1 protein-coding gene and 1 tRNA gene are annotated in these 816 nt (G+C 50.0%); both read left to right on the top strand.

Features of this window, described 5'->3' with window-relative positions; translation table 11 throughout:
• Positions 1-228: 228 nt before the first annotated feature.
• Positions 229-302 (top strand) — tRNA-Lys (locus EI28_RS12820).
• Positions 303-380: 78 nt separating this feature from the next.
• The gene (locus tag EI28_RS12825; protein WP_048111689.1) at positions 381-632 is read left to right on the top strand and encodes a DNA-directed RNA polymerase subunit H; all 252 of its coding nucleotides are present in this window, start codon (positions 381-383) and stop codon (positions 630-632) included.
• The last annotated feature ends 184 nt before the right edge of the window (positions 633-816 follow it).

Consider the following 816-nt stretch of genomic DNA (forward strand, 5'->3'; position numbering starts at 1 on the left):
TGATATGGCCTTATCTGCATGGGATTTGGAAGGAATCATGGGGCACCCTGATCCGGGAAATACGTATATAGACGGGATGTCCGAGGAGCATTAAACATTCCGGTAAGTCTGCAGTGGGTTGATAATTGAAAGGTTTATATCGTTAGACTGCGAATGATATGATACGCCTGCAAGTAAGTTATTTATACTATTCTCGCATTGTAATAATGCTGGATGGCAGTACGCGCGGGGCCTATAGCTCAGTTAGGTAGAGCGCCTGGCTTTTAACCAGGTGGTCGGGGGTTCAAATCCCCTTGGGCCCGTTGCCATGGGCGATGTCTATGGATTTTAACAAGGTGATGTATCTGATACGCAACTTTTTCGTCGGTGAGGTGTAGGTGATGGGGACTTCACTTGACGTACTCAACCATGAGATGGTTCCGGACCATCAAATTATGGGCGAAGAAGAGGTCGCCGACCTTCTTGCGACGTACCATATAACTCTAGAGCAATTGCCGAAAATCTACCACGACGATCCTGCAGTGAAGACTATCGGTGGCGAGGTCGGGAACGTCATCCGGATCATTCGCGACAGTCGCACCGCGGGCAGAGCCGAAGCCTACAGGCTCGTTGTGAAGAGACCGAAGAAATAAATTCAGAGGCCGGGAGCTGATCCATCTGTTAGACAGAAGTGTTTTGTCGAGAGCATATTTTGCGCGGGAGCACGTAGCGCGCCACCAGTTAGACTCTTATAACAATTTCCTCCTGCACAACCTTCAGAAAGTCGTCGACGAGCAGCGCATCATCGAGACCGATATCGAGACCCGCGGGAAGGGA

This window comes from Methanoculleus sp. MH98A (assembly GCF_000691865.1).
Lineage (GTDB): Archaea > Halobacteriota > Methanomicrobia > Methanomicrobiales > Methanoculleaceae > Methanoculleus.